This window comes from Amycolatopsis sp. NPDC028719, assembly GCF_055565395.1.
In genome coordinates this window covers 918,774-936,591 of the sequence record NZ_JBVHUL010000005.1, presented here as the reverse complement: position 1 = coordinate 936,591, position 17,818 = coordinate 918,774, and the positions used below count along the sequence as shown (strand labels likewise).

Annotated in this window: 12 protein-coding genes; 6 read left to right on the top strand and 6 right to left on the bottom strand. The window is 71.8% G+C overall.

Annotated elements, in window-relative coordinates; all coding sequences use genetic code 11:
- Window positions 1–52: 52 nt before the first annotated feature.
- On the top strand, window positions 53–715 hold the full coding sequence (locus ACZ4TR_RS27680) for a hypothetical protein (protein WP_465289674.1): 663 nt from the start codon (window positions 53–55) through the stop codon (window positions 713–715).
- Window positions 716–775: 60 nt separating this feature from the next.
- Here the strand turns inward: ACZ4TR_RS27680 and ACZ4TR_RS27675 are convergent, their stop codons facing one another.
- From ACZ4TR_RS27675 to ACZ4TR_RS27660, 4 genes are all read right to left on the bottom strand, one after another.
- Window positions 776–1,132 (bottom strand): hypothetical protein, encoded by a 357-nt coding sequence (locus ACZ4TR_RS27675; protein WP_465289673.1) that lies wholly within the window; start codon window positions 1,130–1,132, stop codon window positions 776–778.
- Between the two features lie 67 nt (window positions 1,133–1,199).
- On the bottom strand, window positions 1,200–3,884 hold the full coding sequence (locus tag ACZ4TR_RS27670) for a glycoside hydrolase family 9 protein (protein ID WP_465289672.1): 2,685 nt from the start codon (window positions 3,882–3,884) through the stop codon (window positions 1,200–1,202).
- A gap of 204 nt (window positions 3,885–4,088) precedes the next feature.
- Window positions 4,089–5,090 carry a MerR family transcriptional regulator gene (locus ACZ4TR_RS27665; RefSeq protein ID WP_465289671.1) on the bottom strand — a complete coding sequence of 334 codons (1,002 nt, stop codon included), beginning with the start codon at window positions 5,088–5,090 and terminating at the stop codon, window positions 4,089–4,091.
- Entirely contained in the window at window positions 5,084–5,758 is a 675-nt protein-coding gene (locus tag ACZ4TR_RS27660; RefSeq protein ID WP_465289670.1) for a HEAT repeat domain-containing protein, read from the bottom strand. The genes ACZ4TR_RS27665 and ACZ4TR_RS27660 overlap by 7 nt, the downstream gene beginning before the upstream one ends.
- 263 nt (window positions 5,759–6,021) lie before the next feature.
- On the opposite strand from ACZ4TR_RS27660, the gene ACZ4TR_RS27655 reads away from it, so the two are divergent.
- Window positions 6,022–10,512, top strand: a complete 4,491-nt coding sequence (locus ACZ4TR_RS27655; RefSeq protein WP_465289669.1) for an RHS repeat-associated core domain-containing protein — start codon at window positions 6,022–6,024, stop codon at window positions 10,510–10,512.
- 174 nt (window positions 10,513–10,686) lie between these two features.
- On the opposite strand, the gene ACZ4TR_RS27650 is transcribed toward ACZ4TR_RS27655, so the two are convergent.
- A complete protein-coding gene (locus ACZ4TR_RS27650; RefSeq protein ID WP_465289668.1) occupies window positions 10,687–11,943 on the bottom strand; it encodes an MFS transporter in 1,257 nt (418 codons plus the stop codon).
- A gap of 226 nt (window positions 11,944–12,169) precedes the next feature.
- Here ACZ4TR_RS27650 and ACZ4TR_RS27645 point away from each other — a divergent pair, with 226 nt between their 5' ends.
- Window positions 12,170–13,519 carry a ferredoxin reductase family protein gene (locus ACZ4TR_RS27645; protein ID WP_465289667.1) on the top strand — a complete coding sequence of 450 codons (1,350 nt, stop codon included), beginning with the start codon at window positions 12,170–12,172 and terminating at the stop codon, window positions 13,517–13,519.
- A 159-nt stretch (window positions 13,520–13,678) separates the two neighbouring features.
- On the opposite strand, the gene ACZ4TR_RS27640 is transcribed toward ACZ4TR_RS27645, so the two are convergent.
- On the bottom strand, window positions 13,679–14,317 hold the full coding sequence (locus ACZ4TR_RS27640; protein ID WP_465289666.1) for a TetR/AcrR family transcriptional regulator C-terminal domain-containing protein: 639 nt from the start codon (window positions 14,315–14,317) through the stop codon (window positions 13,679–13,681).
- Between the two features lie 68 nt (window positions 14,318–14,385).
- Between ACZ4TR_RS27640 and ACZ4TR_RS27635 the strand changes: the two genes are divergently transcribed.
- From ACZ4TR_RS27635 to ACZ4TR_RS27625, 3 genes are read left to right on the top strand one after another with little or no spacing between them, the layout of a single operon-like run.
- Window positions 14,386–15,345 carry a quinone oxidoreductase family protein gene (locus tag ACZ4TR_RS27635; RefSeq protein ID WP_465289665.1) on the top strand — a complete coding sequence of 320 codons (960 nt, stop codon included), beginning with the start codon at window positions 14,386–14,388 and terminating at the stop codon, window positions 15,343–15,345.
- 39 nt (window positions 15,346–15,384) lie between these two features.
- Window positions 15,385–16,602, top strand: a complete 1,218-nt coding sequence (locus tag ACZ4TR_RS27630; protein ID WP_465289664.1) for an FAD-dependent monooxygenase — start codon at window positions 15,385–15,387, stop codon at window positions 16,600–16,602.
- Window positions 16,603–16,607: 5 nt separating this feature from the next.
- Window positions 16,608–17,804 carry an FAD-dependent monooxygenase gene (locus ACZ4TR_RS27625; protein WP_465289663.1) on the top strand — a complete coding sequence of 399 codons (1,197 nt, stop codon included), beginning with the start codon at window positions 16,608–16,610 and terminating at the stop codon, window positions 17,802–17,804.
- The last annotated feature ends 14 nt before the right edge of the window (window positions 17,805–17,818 follow it).

Sequence of the window (17,818 nt, the reverse complement as noted above, 5' to 3'; positions counted from 1 at the left end):
ATGCCGATGGGCAAGGCCCCCGGCGTGTTCGGCTCTCTGCTTGGATATCGGCGTGACCGTGTACGACCTCGCTCGCGCCCTGCCCGCCATCCCTGACCTGCGCGCGCTGTGCCGTGCGCTGGCCGCGTTGGACGTCGTGCTGAGTCCCGGCAGCCAAGACCGCTACCACCTCTACGACACCGGCTGGGCACCTGGTGAGGAGCTGGCGTCCATGCGGGACGGCGCGGGCAACGAATACTCGATCGTGTTCACGGCCGCAGGGGCGTACGTGCGCGGCTTCGACCACGAGTCCCCGATGAGCCCCTACGCCACCGACGACGACGAGCCGTGGCCCGGCGTTCTCGACACCGTGCCCGGCGTTTTCCGGGAGTGCGTGCGGGAACCGGCGTTCTGCGACGAGTACGGCACGCCGTACGTCACGGTGTGCCTGTGGCGTGAGCACGCCGACACCGCCTGGCGGCACGGAGTCATCGCCTTCCCCGACGACGGCGACGACGGAGCGGACTGGCTGTTCGCTCTGCTGACCGACGGCACACCCGAGGCGTACCGGGACTGGGCGCAGGACTACTACGAAAGGCCGATCGACCTCGACGCGGTCCGGCACATCTACGCGGGGCAACCGCTGACCGCGAACGTCGTGACCGCGCTCAACTCCGCCACCACCCTGGCGGCCGTGGCAGAACGCGTCGCCGCGACCGGTTACCCGATCCGCTGACCGGCCGTCCACCAGAACATGCCCCATGCTCCGCCGAGCATGCGCAAGCCAGCGCTCCGATTATGAGAGCGGTGGAACCACGTTCACGACATCGGCCAGGCCGACGAGCCGGGGACCCTCGAGCATCGACAGCCGCAGACCCGCCGAGATCGGCGGCCAGAGATCGGGTGCGAGCGGGTGGAGCCGAATCATCGCCTCGTTCCCGGGGGCAAGCGTTTTCCTTCCCTCCAGAGTCAAAGGCGCGTCGTGGCGTTCCCGGTGAACTTCCGGCGGAAATGCCCAGTGTGCTCGATAGCCGGAGTGGATCGCGGTGTGACGACCGCCTTGTTCCGCGGTCACGAGCCGCAGTCGGGCGCGGATGTACCCGCGCTCCCTTTCGGTCGCCGTCCAGCGGTCGTGCTCATGGTCAGGTTCCATGTCGAAATCATCCAGACGGAATAGCACCCCTGACATTCGCGGCCCGTCGATCGAAACCCCCGAATCGTCAGGGCTCGGTGCCCCACGCGAGGGCGCCGGACTGGTAGGCAGTAGCGGTAGCCAAGTCGGCGAAGGACGTCGCCGGGCGGTAGCTGTAGTCGTCGGCCTGGTTGAACGCCGACCAGTCGGCCTTGGCGATCCGCACCTGGATCTCGCCGGTGCTCGCGCCCGGGGCGAGGGTGCCGCCGCCGAGGCTCACCTCGACGTACGCGTCGGCACCCGGGCGCGCCGCACTGATCTTCACCACGCGCAAGGTGACGTTCGCGCAGCCGAGAACCGCGTAGTCGCACCAGACCTGGTAGCCCGGGTTGGTCGCGTCGCCGGTGAACCAATAGCGCGCGGTGACGCTGTTCAGGGCGACGGCCGCGCTGCCCCGGTTGACGATCTGGAGACCGGTGCGGATCTGGTTGCCGGTGACGGCGCTGTCGGCGCGTTGCTGCACGGCGAGGGAGCCGGTGCCGGTGTTGCCGCCGGTCGTGGTGGTGACCGAGACCGGGCTGCTCGCCGCGGACTGGTTGCCGGCGGCGTCCCGGGCGCGGACCGAGAACGTATACGCGGTGCCCGGAGTGAGGCCGGTGACCTGGTAGCTGGTGCTCGTGGTGCTGCCGACCACCGCACCGGCCGGGTTCAGCACGTCGTACCCGGCGACGCCGACGTCGTCGGTCGCGGCGGTCCAGGTCAGGCCGACGCTGGTACTGCCGGGCGTGGCGGTGACCCCCGTGGGTGCGGCAGGCGGGGTGGTGTCCCCTGTGGACAGTCCCGGTTGGCTGCCCCACAGCACCGTGGAGCCTTGCGCGAGCACCAGCTGCGGGTTGTCCACCGGCGCGGTCCCGCTGGGGGCGAGTCCGGTGTGCGACCAGTCGTTTCCGAGATTCCAGGTGCCGGTGCTGCTGATCCGGAACTGCACTTCCTTGCGGTAGCGCGACTGTCCGCCGGGAGCGACGCCGCCGGAGCACGGCACGTCGACGTAGTACACCGAGCCGGAGAACTGGTGCACGGTCGGCGCGTCGCACTGGTTGTAGGCGGAGGTGACCGAGATCTGGCCGGGCGTGGTGGCGCCGTCGAGGGTGAAGTAATAACGCAGCGAGCCGGTGAACGTGCGCGCCGGCCAGGCCGACTTGTTGAGCACGTACGCCTTGACCTCGGTGAACGTGCCGCCGTCGGGCTGGTTGAGCGCACCCTGCGCCAGGATTTCGGGGCCGTCCGGGGTTTCCTTCGGCGGGAAGCTCGCCAGGGGTGCGCCGCCGTACTCGCCGTACAGCCGGGCCAGCGCGCCGGTGAAGCCGGCGTTGTAGTCGAGCGCCACCTCGTTCATCGTGTAGTTGCCGCGGTCGTCGGTGTACGCGTCGTTGGCCGAGCTGGGACCGCCGACGAGCGCGCCGTACAGGACGTGCCGGCTCGCCACCGGGTCGGTGATGCTGTCGGCCCAGGAGCCGTGCGCGGTGCGGTGGTGCGGGTTGCGGGGCGGGTTGACGCCGAACCCGACCTCGTAGCTCGCGCCGCGCGGGTTGTCGCCGAGCGCGTAGTCGATCTGCCGCACGGCGAAGTCGTGGTACGTGGTGGCGCGGGCGGAATCCGTGGTCCGCAGCCAGTCCGAGTAGGCGAGGGCGACGAACGCGGTGTTGGCGGCGTACCGCAGCGAGCCCCACTGGTCGAGCACCGCCTGGCCGCCCGGCGAATACGGCACGCGCTGGCCGTTGACGCCGGTGGTCCACCAGTCCAGCCAGCGGTTGGCGTCGGCGACGTACTCGGGATCGCCGGTGAGCTGGGCGAGCAGGACGTACGCGCCGTAGGACTTGTCGTCCCACGCCAGCGTCCAGCGGTAGGAGCGGGTGGAGGTCTGCGGCTCGGTGGCCAGCTTCCCGTATTCGGCGCGCGCCTTGGTCAGGTAGGCGGCGTCGCCGGTGGCCTTGTACAGCCAGATCGCGCCCCACACCAGCTCGTCCTGGTAGCCGCTCCAGGACTTGTAGAAGTTCTGGGCGTCGGTGATGCAGGTGGAATAGGCGCCGCGGTAGTTGTCCGCGAACGAGTAGAGCTGCTTGGCGTGAGTGAGCAGGGTCGCCGCGTAGGCAGGGTCGTCGGCCCGGAAGACCAGTGAGCCGGCGGCCAGCTGCGCGGCGCCTTCGCCGGCGAGATCGGAGCCGGGGCAGGAGGTGTCGACGCGGTAGGCGGGGCGGGCCATGGTCATCGTCTCGGCGGGACCCCACCACTTGTGGTCGTCGTCGCCCTTGCCGACCTGGCCGTAGAGCACGTTGGGCTGGGGGTGGGCCTTGATCAGCCAGTCGTTGCCCCAGCGCAGGTTCGAGAGCAGGTACGGCCACTGCCCGGAGTCCTGGTAGGCGGCGCGGTTCTCCAGCGCGCCCCAAGCCAGCATGCTCATGCTGAACTCGAAGGGCAGCCCGAACTTGACGTGGTCGCCGGCGTCGTAGAACCCGCCGGTGAGGTCCAGGCCGACGTCCTTGCCGTCGTCGAGGGCGGACGGGCCGCGCCAGGAAACCCGGTTGCCGGCGGGCAGTGCGCCGGAGCGCTGTGCGTCGTAGAACCAGATCGCCTTCTGGAGGGCCTCGCCGTAGGCGAACTTGCCGGCCGCGGCGCGGGCGGCCGGGGACAGGCCGGGCACCACCACCGTCAAGCAGAGCACGAGGAGCGCCACGAGCGCCCGGGACACCCACTTCATCGTCGAAGCGTGCACTCCGCCTCCTCGGTTCTGGGAGCGCTTCCGGAACGACGGTAAGGATTCGCGCGCGGCCTGTAAAGCGTCGCCGCCACCGATAGGCATTTCAGCTGTGCAGTACTGGACTATCCGGCGTAGCGCGGGCGGACTCGGGCGGCATTCACAGTGGTGCACTTTGGGAGCGTTCCCAGATTTCGCCGTCCGACGGCGGCCTCGCGAGTCCTACCCGGACCGGTGGGCCACCAGAGCGGAAGCGACGCGGGCGACAGCGGGGTCGGCGTCGTGGGCCAACCGCCGCAGGACGTCGTGGGCCAACTCCGGCGGCAGCTCGGCAAGCGCCTGGGTCAGCCGTATCCGCACCGCGGAATCCGCCGCGTCGGCGGCGAACTCGCCGACGATCGCGCTCATCACCTGATCCGCGTACCCGTGTTCGGTCGCCAGCGAACTCAGCACCTCGGCCGCTTCGACGTCGTTCGTTCCCTCGACCACCATGGCGACGAGGATCGGCACCGCCGCGCTCCCGCCCCGGCTGCCCACGGCCAGCGCGGCCGGCCGGCGCACCGCCGGGTCCGGATCCGCGAGCGCGCCCGACAGCGCCGAAGTCGCCTCGTCGCCCGGCAGCTCGGCGATCGCCAAGACCGCGCGCCGCCGGATGCCGACGTCGGTCGAGCGCAGGCCCGCCGCCACGCTCGCCACGCCGTCGCCGCCCGCCCGCGCGAGGGCCCACCGGAGCGCGCCGGCGACGTTCGGGTCGGCTTCGGCGAGCACCGCCTTGGCCAGCAGGTCGGCGGGAACCGGAACGCCCTCGGCCGGGGCCAGGACGGCCTGCTGGCGCCGCGCGGCGCTGGGCGAGTCGAGCCCGTGCAGGAGCTCCACGACGCGCAGGACGTCCGGCCAGCCGTCGGGCGCCGAGGCGTCGATCGCACGGAGCCGCTCGAGCAGTTCCTGCTCCCGTTTCAGCCGGTCCTCGGTCCTGCGGATGAGGTCGTCGACCAGAGCGGCGGGCGGGACGAGCGCGTCCTCCAGCGCGCGGCCGATCTGCCGCAGCGTCAACCCCAGTGACCGCAGGCCTTCCACGTGGAAGATCCGGCGGATGTCCGCTTCGGAGTACTCGCGGTAGCCGCCCACGGTGCGGCCGGTCGGCCGCACCAGTCCGAGGGAGTCGTAGTGCCGCAGCATCCGCGTGCTCACCCCGGACCGGCGGGCCACCTCGCCGATCAGCACGCCGCTCCCCCGGCGCGTTCGGGACCGAGCGCGACGACCCGCTTCGCCTCGTCGACGGCCGAGTCGAACCCGGCGTCCGGGTCGTGCAGGAGCCGTTCCGTGGCTCGGGCGTGCGCACGCACCGCCGGGTCGGCACTGGCGAGTCCCGCCCGCAGGGCCGGCTCGACCACGTCCCCGAGCGCGACGAGTGCCCGGCTCAGGCTCAGCCGCAGCTCCCGGTCGCCACGGCCGAGCCGGCCGGCCAGGCGCACCGCCAGCTCCTCCCGGTCACCGTCGGGCACGAGGGCGACCGCGGCCCGCCACGCGCTTCGCTTGACTTCGTCGTCGGGGTCGTCGAGCAGCGCCGGGGTGATCGCGGGCCACGCGGCCCGGTCGCCGATCTTCGACAACGTGTGCAGCGCCTGGCTCCGGGCCTGCGGCCGGCCGGAACGCAGCTCGGTGACGAGCCGGGGCACCGTGAGCTCCGTGGGCAGGCGGGTCAACGCCCAGGTGAGCATGTCGCGCACGAAGAAGTCCGGCTCGATCGCGCACCGGGCGACGAGCGCGTCGACGAAGCCGGGCTCGGCGTACGTCCCGGCCGCCAGCGCCGCCTTCAGCCGTGTCGACGAATGCCCGGCAGCCAGCGCGTCGAGCAGGCGCGGGTTCTTTTCGCTGGTGATGGGGATCACCTCCTGCCGCCCAGTGAAGACCTTGTCACAGTGTCAAGGTCAAGCCCCGGTGTTCGCGCGGCGGGTCCGGCCGGGTTCCGCCGCCGCAAGGACGGCTCACGCTTTCTGCCCGGACGGCCTGGAACTACTGCCCCGGCGGGCAGCCTGGCACCAACCCATACACCGGCCATCGCGGCGTTGCTATCCTCCCGCCGAGTGATCGTCGACAAGGCGCCGTCACCGGCCGGTGACCCGGTTCGCCGGCCCACCGGAAAGGTCGCGTAGTGGGCAACCCGCTGGTCGCGGAGACCAAAGACTCCACCAAGGCGTATTCGGGCATTTCGCTGCTGGAGTCGGCAGCCGACCTGAAATCCGCGATCGAAAGCGGAGACTGGGCCTCGGTCGCCATGGGCGCCGTCGGCACCGCCCTCGACGCCCTCTCCATGGCGATGGACCCCTTCGGCGCGATCCTCGCCGCCGGCGTCGGGTGGCTCATCGAGCACGTCGGACCGCTCAAAGAAGCCCTCAACGGCCTCACCGGCAACGCCGACGAGATCGCCGCCCAGTCCGAGACCTGGAAGAACGTCGCCACCGAACTCGGCAGCATCGGCCAAGACCTGACCGGCATGGTCAAAACGGACGTCTCGTCCTGGACCGGCACCGCCGGGGACGCCTACCGCCAACGCGCGCAAGACACCGTCGTTCTGCTGGAAACCGCCCAAAAGGGCTGCGAAGGCGCCTCCAGCGGCGTCAAAACCGCCGGTGAGGTCGTCGCCGCGGTCCGGGCGCTGGTCCGCGACATCATCGCCGAACTCGTCGGCCACCTCATCAGCTGGGCCCTGCAGGTGATCTTCACCCTCGGCATCGGCATGACCTGGGTGGTCCCCCAGGTCATCACCGCGGTCGCGAAGACGGCGTCGAAGATCGCCGACCTCACCAAACGCCTGGTCAAGGCACTTCAGGCGCTGATCCCACTGTTGAAGCGGGCCGGTGACCTGTTTTCCGACGCGGCCAAGGCACTGAAGAACATCAAGCCCGGCAAGGCAGCGCCGCCGCCGAAGCACGCCGACATCAACGGCAACCCGAAGGGTCTCGACGGACCGAAGGGTGACAGCACCACTCCCTCGGGCGCCAAGGGCGACGGCACCACCCCGTCCGGCACCAAGGGTGACCCGCCGCCCAAGACCGACCCGCCGCCGGCGTCCAAAGGTCCCGACGACACGCCGGCGCCGAACGGCTCGACCACGCCTTCCGGCGGCGGGAAGGGCGCGGGCGGCGGGAAGGACGGCGGCAAGCCGCGCGACGGCGGGCTCGCCGGCCACAACGGCTCCCCCAAGGAAAACTCGACCCCGACCGACTGCCGGCCGGGCAGCGGCGACCCGATCGACATGACGACCGGGCGGATGATGCTCGCCCAGACCGACGTCGAGATCGACGGTGTCCTTTCGCTCGTGCTGGACCGCGCCCACTTCTCCGGCTACCGCAGCGGTGTCCACTTCGGACGGTCCTGGGCGTCGACCGTGGACCAGCGCCTGGAAACCGGGGAAGACCGCGTCGACTTCGCCGCCGAGGACGGCACGCTGCTGGTCTACCCCGTCCCGGGCGCCGCGGCCGTCGCGCCGGTCGAGGGTCCGCGGTGGCCGCTGCGGCGCCTCGGTGACGAGTACGTCATGGAGCAGCCGGACCTCGGCCGCACCCTGCACTTCCCCGCCGGCGGGGAGATCGGCCGGCTGGCGGCGATCTCCGACGCCGACGGCAACCGGATCGTCTTCGACCGCGACCCGCACGGGACGCTGCGCGAGGTGCGGCACTCGGCCGGGCACCGCATCGCCGTCACCACGGCCGACGGCCGGATCACCGAGCTCACCTCCGTCGGCGCCCGCGACGACGACCGCGTCACCCTCGCCCGGTTCGCCTACGACGAGCGGGCGAACCTGGTGGAGGTGATCAACTCCTCGGGCCGGCCCTACCGGTTCGCCTACGACGACGCGGGCCGCATCACCGGCTGGCAGGACCGCAACGGCCGGGGCTACGAGTTCAGCTACGACGAGCTGGACCGCTGCGTCCGGGGCACCGGGCCGGGCGGGGTGCTCTCCTACACCTTCGCCTACGACCGGGAAAACCGCGTCAACCGCGCGACCGACTCGCTCGGTCACACCACCACCTTCGAGCTGAACGAGGAGTTCCAGCTCGTCCGCGAGACCGATCCGCTCGGCGGCGTGACGACCTACGAGTGGGACCGCCACGACCGGCTGCTCGCCGTGACCGATCCGCTGGGCCGGGCCACCCGGTACGGCTACGACGAACACGGCAGGCGGACGTCGGAAACCCGCCCGGACGGGAGCGTGCACAGCGTCCGCTACGACGGGCGCGGCCGTCCGCGGGCCACGGTCGAACCGGACGGCGCGGTGTGGGCCCACGAATACGACGAGACCGGCCGGCTCGTCGCGACCACCGACCCGATGGGCGGGGTCCGCCGGTACGGCTACGGCCCGGGCGGAGCGCTCAGCTCGTTCACCGACGAAGAAGGCCGCACGACGGGGATCGAGTGCGACGCCCTCGGCAAGCCCCGCACGGTCCTCGACCCCGCCGGCGGGCGCACGACCTACACCTACGACCGGCTCGGCCGCGTCGAGTCCGTCACCGATCCGGCCGGCAACACGACGACGTTCGCGTGGACGGTCGAGGGCGAGCTGTGGAAGCGCATCGCCCCGGACGGTTCCGTGGAGCGCTTCACCTACGACGGCGAGATCAACGCGGTCGAGCGGACGGACGCCGCGGGTGCCGTGACCCGGACCGACTTCGGGCCGTTCGACCTGCCCGTCTGCGAGATCGCGCCGGACGGCAGCCGCACGCGGTTCGCCTACGACACCGAGCTGCGGCTCGTCTCGGTGACCAACGCCGCGGGCGCGCAGTGGCGGATCGACTACGACGCCGCCGGGCGGGTCGTGCGCGAGACCGACTTCGACGGCCGGGTCGTCACCTACCGGCGCGACGCCGCCGGCCAGCTGGTCGAAAGCAGCACGGGCGCCGGGGAACCGACGACCTACACCTGGGACGCGCTGGGCCGGCTGACCGGGAAGCGCCGCGGGGACCGCGTCACGACCTACGCCTACGACGCCGCGGGCCGCCTGGTGCGCGCGACCAACGCCGACGCCGACCTCACCTTCGCCTACGACCGCCTCGGCCGGGTGGTGGCCGAGACCTGCGACGGCCGGGAAGTCCGCTCGGGCTACGACCGCAGCGGGCTGCGGACCGCGCGCCGCACCGCCTCGGGTGTCACGAGCACCTGGAGCTACGACGCGGCGAGCGCGCCGGCCGAGCTGAGCACGGCCGGCCGGTCGATCCGGTTCGCGCACGATCCGGCCGGCCGCGAGATCGGCCGGGTCTTCGGCGCCGCGACGCTGGTCCAGACCTGGGACGCGAACGACCGGCTCGTCGAGCAGGTCGTCGCCGGGGCCGACGGGCAGCCGCGGCAGCGGCGCGCCTACCGCCACCGGGCGGACGACGTGCTCGCCGGGGTGGACGACCTGCTCTCGGGCCGCCGCGAGTTCGCGCTGGACCGGCTGGGCCGGGTCACCGGCCTGCAGCGGCCCGACGGCGGCGAGCGGTACGCCTACGACGCGGCGGGCAACATCGCCGTGGCGGAGTGGGCCGACCACCCGGCCGCGGGCCCCCGCGAGTACACCGGGACGCTGGTGCGGCGCGCCGGCGACGTCCAGTACCGCTACGACGACCTGGGCCGCCTCACCTGGCGGCAGCAGCCGGGCGGCCCCGCCGGCTGGAGCTTCGCCTGGAACGCCGACGACCGCCTCGAGCAGGTGCGGACCCCGGACGGCCACGAGTGGCGCTACGCCTACGACGCGCTGGGACGCCGGGTCGCCAAGCGCCTGCTCGGCCCGGACGGCACGGTCGCCGCCGAGACGGTCTTCGTCTGGGACGGGATCGTCCCGGCTGAGGAGATCGTCACGAACGGCGGTGCGCCGGCGCGGATCACGACGTGGGACTGGGAAGCGGACCGGCCGGTGCCGGTGAGCGTGCTGGACCGCCGCACCCGCGCGGACGGCGGCCTCGACGAACAGTTCCACGCCGTCGTCGCCGACCTGATCGGCAGCCCGGCGGAGCTGGTCGACGAGTCCGGCCGGATCACGTGGCACTCGGCGCAGACCCTGTGGGGCCTGGAGGCCGGTGGCCCGGGGCCGACGCCACTGCGCTTCCCGGGCCAGTACTTCGACGCCGAGACGGGCCTGCACTACAACGTCAACCGGTACTACGAGCCGGAAACCGGGCGGTACATCAGCCCGGACCCGATCGGGCTCGGCGGCGGCACGAACCCGCACGCGTACGTCCGCAACCCCACCGGCTGGCTCGACCCGGTCGGCCTCAAGGGCGGCCGGGGCAAGTGCAAGGGCGGCAAGGCGAACAACCCGGTGCTGGGCAACAACCGCCCGGGCCAGCCGGTGTTCCACGGCAACGCGAACGTGCCGGTGACGGAGATCAGCGACAAGAAGTTCGTCGGCATCCTGGAGAACCTCGCCTCCGGCCGCGGCGAAGGCGCGCGCCGGGCGAAGGAACTGCTGAAGCAGATGCAGGAAGGCCGCGGCTGGCAGCAGACGGCGGGCATCCACCAGGGCGGCCTCGGCGGCGCGGCGGGCGGCGCCGACCCGCGGCCCCACATCACGGTGAACGTGGGCGGCCGCGGTTACCACGTCCACGTGGGCAGCTCCAACGGCAACCTCTTCGCCCAGGACATCACGCCCAACCCGATCCGCTGACGGAGGCCGCCGCGCCGGTCGTGCCAGGTTCCGGCGTGCCGGCCGTCGCCGGTTCGCTGGAGCTTCCGCTCGGCCGGATTGCCCGGGACGGCACCGGGTTGTCAGCGGGCTGGGCCGAGGCCGCAGCGGCCGGCGGACGGGCCCCGGGCACGGCCAGGTACAGCTGCCCGGACATCAGGCTCCGCCGGCGCACTCCCGGGTTGGCGGCGCCGGCCGGGCGAGTTCGTCCTCGACGAACGTGGGCCTGGCCAGCGTGATCGCCGGGATGGTCGCCACGAGGGCGACTGCGGGCAGAAACAGCAGCGGCAGGGTCCACCCGCCGCTCACGTCGTGCAGCAGCCCGACGAGCAGCGGACCGAGCGCGCCGAGCGCGTACGCGACCCCCTGGGCGAAGCCGCTCAGCGCGACGGTGCCGCCGTGGGTTCGGGTGCGACCGTTGATGAGCACGAGGCAGACCGGGAACAGGATCGACCCCGAGCCGATGAGCAGCACCCAGAGCAGGGTGAGTGCCGCAGGCGCGAGCAGCAGGCCGAGGTAGCCGAGCACGAAGCTCGCGATACCGGCGGCGATCAGCCAGCCGACATTGCGCAGCCGCGCGACGAGCAGGGGCGCGACGAGTGCGCCGGGCACGCTGATGAGGCCGGTGACGGCGAGCAGCACACCGGCCTCGGTCGGCGTCGAGCCGGCGATGTCGCCGAGGATCTCGGGCAGCCACGCGAAACACGCGTAGGTGCAGATCGTGCTGGTCGAGAACACCACGGTGATCGACAGGGCCACGCGTGACCGCCACAGTCGCGTGACGACGGCAGGAGGCGGGGACTCGACAGCGACGGCATCCGAGAGTCGCCGGCGGCGCTCCCGCGCGATGATGACGAGCCAAGGGACAAGCGCGACCACCGAAGTCACCGACCAGATGCCGAGCGAGAACCGCCAGCCGAGCTGCTCGGCGACCGGAGCGGCGAGCGCAGCGGGCACGGCCGTGCTCACGCCCACGATGCAGGCGTAGACGGCGGTCAGCAGCGCTACCCGGTCGGGAAAGTAGCGCCGCACGATCGGCGGCAGCAGCACATTGCCGATGCCCGTACCGGCGAGCGCGACGACACTGCCGATGAGCAGCACCGCGAAGCCCGGGGCGAACGCGCGCACGAGATGGCCGAAGGTCATGAGCAGCAACGCGAGCACGAGGCCGCCGTCGAGGCCGAGGCCGCGGGCGACGCGCGGCGCGATGAACCCGGATGCCGCGAGCAGGATCGGCGGCAACGTGCCGAGCAGCCCGACGCCGATGTCCGATATCGGGATGTCCACCCGGATGTCGCCGAGGATCGGCGACACCGCCGCAACCGCCTGGCGCAGGGTGAAGGCCACGAGCACGATGCCCAGCAGCGCGGCCGCGCGTCCCGCCCACAGCGGAAGGGGGCGGTGCTCGGACATTCACCGACTCTAGCTTCTTGAAGCGACCCCGGCGGGAGGCGGCGAGCGTGCTGTACCTCACCGGCGGCGAGCTCGAAGACGCCGAACACGCCCTCGAACCGGTCGGCTACGACGGCGCCGCCGTTGACACTTTAACTAAGTTCAGGCATCGTGGGGACAGCCTTGAACGTTGTTAAGGCGCTGGCCGGGCAACCGCTGGTCGCCCACCGACACGTGGAGTCACGCCATGTCGTTCCTCGTCGCCATCGCGATCTACGTCATCCGCGTCCTGCGCCGGCCGATGGACGTCCGGCTGAAGCTGCGGCACGCCGGCCCGCTGGCGGTCGTTTCCGGCGCCGGGGCGGTGGTGGCGGCCTGGAGCAAGCTCCGGCCGGACGGGATCGCCACTTCCTACCTGCTGGGCGAAGTCCTCGGCGTGCTCGCGGTCTACCTGATGACCTGGACAACGGTCCTGGCCACCCGGTTGCCCACGCTGGAACGCTGCTTCGGCGGTCTGGACCGCATGTACTTCTGGCACCGGCTGTGCGGCATCTGGTCTCTCCTGCTGTTCATCCCGCACACGCTGGTCACCAGCGGCAGCGACCAGGCGGCACCCGCGGAGGAGCTCACCTTCTCCGGCGAGGCGGGGCGGGCGCTGGGCTTGTTCGCCGCACTCGGCTTGATCGCGCTGACCCTGGTTTCGCTGGCCCGGGTGAGCCGGCTGCTGCGCGTCGGTTACCGGCTTTGGCTGGTGACGCACCGGTTCATCGGCCTGATGCTGGTCGCCGCCCTGGTGCACGGCTGGTTGCTCGACGAGGTACTGGCGGGATCGGCCGTGTTGCGTGTCAGCTACGTGATCATCAGCGCTGTCGGAGTCACCGCGTACGGCTACGACGAACTGCTGCTCCGGCGCAGAGCGGCGAAAGCCGACTACGTGATCAAGGAGGTGCTCCGCCCGGGAGCGCACATCACCGACGTCCTGTTGACGCCGACCGGTGCCGGTTCGCCGTTGCGGGGCGGGCAGTTCGTCTACCTGAGCGTGGGCGGGGAACACCGCTGGCGCGAACACCCGTTCAGCGTGGCGGGAACGTCGTCGGACGGCTCGGTCCGGCTCACCATCCGCTCACGCGGCCGGGACACCTTGCGGATGCACGAAAACCTGCGTCCCGGACTGCCGGCCGTGGTCAACGGTCCGTACGGCATGTTCGACCACACTCTCGGCGGCGCTCGCCAGATCTGGATCGCCGGCGGTATCGGGGTGGCTCCGTTCCTGGGCTGGCTGACCACCGAACGGGTCGACGAGCCGAGCCGCATCGATCTGTTCTACTGCGCCGGCACCGAGGCCGAAGCGGTGTTCCTGCCCGACCTCGTCGCGGCCGCCGACCGCTTGCCGAACCTCGAGGTGCACCCGGTCTTCTCCGAAAAGGACGGCAGGCTCACGGTCGATCGCGTCCAGGCCGCGGCCGGTCCGGTGACGGCGGACACGCACGTGTTCCTGTGCGGCCCGGCGGCGATGGTCGCGAAGCTCGGCACCGGCCTGCGGCAGCAAGGCATTCCGCGCGATTACGTGCACGCCGAGCACTTCGAGTTCCGTTAGGTCAACCTTGCCCCGCCGGTGGGATGTTCGAGGACGGCGTTGATCAGGACCACGCCGTTTCTCCCACCCTCGGCTTCGGCGACACACTCGCCTGCCTGGCGCGGCGCTCGTCGTGGCCGCGCCGGCTGCGGCCCCTGCTGCTGCGCAGGCGCGGCCGGCTCACGCGCCCGGCCGGGCGGCGAGCCCGTCGAGGACGATGCCGAGATGCCGTTCGAAGCGCTGGTCGCCGTCGTCGAGGAGGTGCCCGGCCTCCTTCACCAGTGACGCGCCTTCGCCGAGCCAGGCGTCGCGCTCGGTGGCCGAGTAGCGCGTCGGATCGGTCTCGGCGGCCTGGCGCCGCTCCTGCTCTTCGATGACGAAGCCGACGACGAACGCGGTGACCACGTCGACGGCGTCGTCGGCGTCGGCGGGCTTCCAGCCGGCCGCGGTCCAGCGTTCGAACAACGGCTCCTTCATGCGGACCACGTCCGGGTCGGTGATCCGGGTGCCACTGAAGATGCGGGCTCCGTCGCGGTGGACCAGGTACTCCGCGCGCAAGACACGGGCGTAGGCGGTGAGGTCGTCGCGCCAGCCGTCGCCGGGCGGGACCGCGGCGAAGGCGCTGCTCACGCGGCGCATGACCTCGGTGGCCATCTCGTCGAGCAGCTCCTGCTTGTTGCGCACATGCCAGTAGAGGGCGGGAGCGCGGACGTCCAGCCGGGAGGCGAGCGCACGAACCGTGAGGGCGTCCATGCCCTGGTCGTCGAGCAGCTCGAGCGCCGCCGTGATGATCCGTTCCCGAGTGATGCCCTTGGTCATGGTTGACAACTTAACATTGTTCAGGCATGGTGGCTACAGCGTTGAACTTAGTTAAGGAGGAGGCTCTGATGCGTGCTGCGGTCGTCACCACTCCCGGTACGTCACCCGTCTGCGATGACTTCTCCGAGCCGCCGGTCCCACCCGGTCACGAGCCGCTGCACCTCGTCGGGGCCGGCTTGCACCACATCGTTCGCACGCTGGCCGCCGGGTGGCACCACGGCCACGGGCAGATGACGTATCCGCTGGTGCCGGGCATCGACGCGGTCGCTCGCACCGGCGACGGGCGCTTGGTCTACACCGGATACGCGCGTCCACCCTCGGGGACGATGGCCGAGCGGCTGGTCGCCCCCTTCCAGGCGGAGGTTCCGGCGGGGGCGGATCCACTCGCGATCGCCGCGGGCATGAACCCCGGACTTTCGGGCTGGATGGCCCTGACCGCGCGACGCAAGGAAGCGGGGGCGTTGGGCACCGTGCTGGTGCTGGGCGCCACGGGGATGTCGGGCAGCCTTGCCGTGCAGGGGGCGTGGGCACTCGGGGCGGAGCAGGTCATCGCCGCCGGGCGCGATCCGGCGGCGCTGGAGTGGCTGCGCGGCGCGGGAACGACGACCGTGTCGCTGGCCCACGACGGACCCGACGGCCTGGAGAAGGCCCTGGCTGACGCGATGTCCGAGACGTCGCCGGGTCTCGTGCTGGATTACCTGTGGGGGCCCGTCGCCGAGGCCGTCTTCGCCGTGCTGGGTCGCGGCGGCGAGGACACCGAGGCGACCACGGCCTACGTGCAGATCGGCTCGTTCGCGGGCTTGGAGGCGTCGCTGCCCGCGGACCTGCTGCGCGACAGGCGGATCCGGATCACCGGCAGCGGCATCGGCTCGCGGTCCGCCGAGGAGATGCTCGCCGAGGCGCCCGAGCTCATGGCCCGCTTCGCCGACGGGTCCCTGCAGCTGCCCTACACCGCGTTCCCGCTGAGCCGGGTCGGTGAGGCGTGGGCACACACCGGCCGCAGCCGCGCCGTCGTCGTGCCGGGTTGAGCCGTCCCCCGAATCAGAACCAACGGAGAGAGGAAAGCCATGCAGAAGAGGGCACTAGTGGTGGGGCTCGGGATCGCGGGGATGTCCGCGGCGATCGGGCTGCGCCAGGCCGGTTGGACGCCGGTGATCGTCGAACGGGCGCCCGAGCGGCGTACCGGGGGTTACTTCATCTTCATGTTCCCGGAGGGTGTGCAGGCCGCGGCCGACCTGGGGATCGCCGACCACCTGCACACCCGCAACCCGGAATGGCGACCGGGCGGGAACTCGTGGTCGGTGGATCGCCGGGGCAGGCGCAGGCCGGCCCTGGGATTGCTGGACGCGCCCAGCGGGCTGGCAGCGGTGCTGCGCGGCGACATCGAGGCCGCGTTGTGGCAGGGCATCACCGGTGACGGGACCGAGGGCGCGGTCGAGGTGCGGTTCGCGACGACTCCGGTCGAGATCGCCGAGGGCGCCGGCGGGGTGCGGGTCCTGCTCGAGGACGCCGGCACCGGGAAGCAGTACCGCGAGGACTTCGATCTCGTGGTCGGCGCGGACGGGATGCGCTCGAGCGTGCGCCGGATGGTGTTCGGTCCGGACGAGGACTACCTGGCGAACTGGAAGGCGATGATCTGCGCGTTCCAGATGAAGGAGCAAGTGCCCACCTACGAGGCGGGCGACAGCATCATCGTCTCGCGCCCCAAGCGTGCGATGTGGGTGTTCGGGCTCGCCGACCACGCGCCCTGCGCGTGGCTGACCTACCGCACCGAGGACATCCCGGACCGGTTCGCCGGGCCGTCGATCGAGCAGGTGCGCGCGGCCTTCTCCGGGATGGAAGACGAACCCGTGGTGCGCCACGTCCTGGATTCCCTGGAGCAGGCCCCTGACCACGTGTTCGACTCGATCCACCAGGTGAAGATGCCCCGGTGGAGCACGGGGCGGGTCGTGCTGGTGGGCGACGCGGCCTGGTGCATGAACACCTACTCGGCCATGGGCTCCTCGTCCTCGCTGCGCGGCGGCGCCGCACTGGGCGCGGCCCTGCGGGAGCACCCCGGCGACCTCGCCGCCGCTCTGGAAGCTTGGGAGACCGGCCTGCGTCCCTACATCACCAGCCAGCGGCGCTCCGCACGGATCAAGCAGCAGCGGTTCGTCCCGTCCAGCCGCCCGGTCCAGGTGGTGGTTTCGGGCGTTCTCGAGCTGATCCGCAAGGTCGTCCACCGCCGGCTGGCAGCGGAATACACCACGGCAGCGGCCGCTGCCCCGTCCGGCGCGGCGCGGTGACGGCCATGCGGAAGAGGGCGTTGGTGGTGGGGCTCGGGATCGCGGGGATGTCCGCGGCGATCGGCCTGCGCCGGGCCGGTTGGACGCCGGTGATCATCGAACGGGCACCCGAGCGGCGTACCGGGGGTTACTTCGTCGGGCTGTTCCCGGAGGGCCGGCAGGCCGCGGCCGACCTGGGCATCGCCGACCACCTGCACACCCGCAACCCGGACCGGGCGGCCGGTGCGAACGCGTGGTCGGTGGATCGCCGGGGCAGGCGCCGGCCGGCACTGGGATTCCTGGACCAGCCCGGGGAGCCGGCAGCGGTGCTGCGCGGGGACGTCGAGGCCGCGCTGTGGCAGAGCATCACCGGCGTCGAGGTGCGGTTCGGGACCACTCCGGTCACGATCACCGAGGGTCCTGCTGAGGTGCAGGTGCTGCTCGAGAAGGCCGGCACCGGTGCGCAGTACCGCGAGAGCTTCGACCTGGTCGTCGGCGCGGACGGGATGCGCTCGAGCGTGCGCCGGATGGTGTTCGGTCCGGACGAGGACTACCTGACCACGTGGAACGCGATGATCTGCGCGTTCCAGCTGAAGGAGCAAGTGCCCTCGTACGAGGCGAGCGACAGCATCATCATCGCGCGCGCGAAGCGGGCGGTGTGGGTGTTCGGGCTCGCCGACCACGCGCCCACCGCGCTGCTGACGTACCGGACGACAGACATCCAGGAGCAGTTCAGCGGGTCGCGGGTCCAGCGGCTGCGCTCGGTCTTCTCCGGAATGGACGATCCCGTGGTGCGCCACGTCCTGGACTCCCTGGAAGAGGCCCCTGATCGCCTGTTCGACTCGGTGCACCAGGTGCGGCTGCCGCGGTGGAGCACGGGACGGGTCGTGCTGGTGGGGGACGCGGCGTGGTGCATGAACCTCTACTCGGGCATGGGTGCCACGTCCTCGCTGCGCGGCGGCGCCGCACTGGGCGCGGCCCTGCGGGAGCACCCCGGCGACCTCGCCGCCGCCCTGGACGCCTGGGAGACCGGCCTGCGTCCGTTCATCACCAAGCACCAGCGCACCGCCCGGCTCAAGCAGCAGATGTTCGTCCCGTCCAGCCGCCGGGCCGAGGCGCTGCGGTCGGTCCTCCTCGGTCTGGTCCGCCGGATCCGCGGCCGTCGGCCGGCGACGGAGGCGGGCGGTGCGCGAGCGCGGGCACTGTCCGGCGCGTCGCGGTGAGCCGCAAGGCACGG